General features: G+C 63.0%; 1 rRNA gene. It reads right to left on the reverse strand.

The annotated features are described in order from the left end of the window. Nucleotides 1-447: 447 nt before the first annotated feature. A 16S ribosomal RNA gene (locus tag IEZ10_RS38520) occupies nt 448-541 on the reverse strand; the annotation flags it as partial.

Here is a 541-nt window from a genome sequence, read left to right on the forward strand (position 1 = left end):
CATCCACCGTGTGCCCTAAAAAACTTGGCCACAAAGATGCTCGCGTCCACTATGCAAATCTCAAACAACACGCAGCGACCTACCGACCCCACCACCAGACACCCGAACCCAGCAGAGACAACCTCTACCAAGCCCAAGCCGGTATGACAGGCGGACGGTCCCGCACGAAGAAAACCAAACCTCACCGGCTCCACGGTCTCCCGCGGAGCGGCTGGCCCGTTTCCTCAGGACCCAACAGTGTGTTCACCCGGACCTCACCCCGACGACCCCGTTCCCACTCCCCCAGGGCGAACCCTGGAGGCGGTACTAGCGGCCCGGCGACCCGGTCCGACCGACTAGCCAGTGCTCCACTAATGAGCGCACCGTGCGCGAGACGTTCGCTCGCGGCCACGGCTGGATCAGATCGACTCGCTCATCGAGCGGGCCGGCTGATCGAATGCTCCTTAGAAAGGAGGTGATCCAGCCGCACCTTCCGGTACGGCTACCTTGTTACGACTTCGTCCCAATCGCCAGCCCCACCTTCGACCGCTCCCCCCCAAAG

The organism is Streptosporangium pseudovulgare (genome assembly GCF_014648055.1).
GTDB classification, from domain to species: domain Bacteria; phylum Actinomycetota; class Actinomycetes; order Streptosporangiales; family Streptosporangiaceae; genus Streptosporangium; species Streptosporangium pseudovulgare.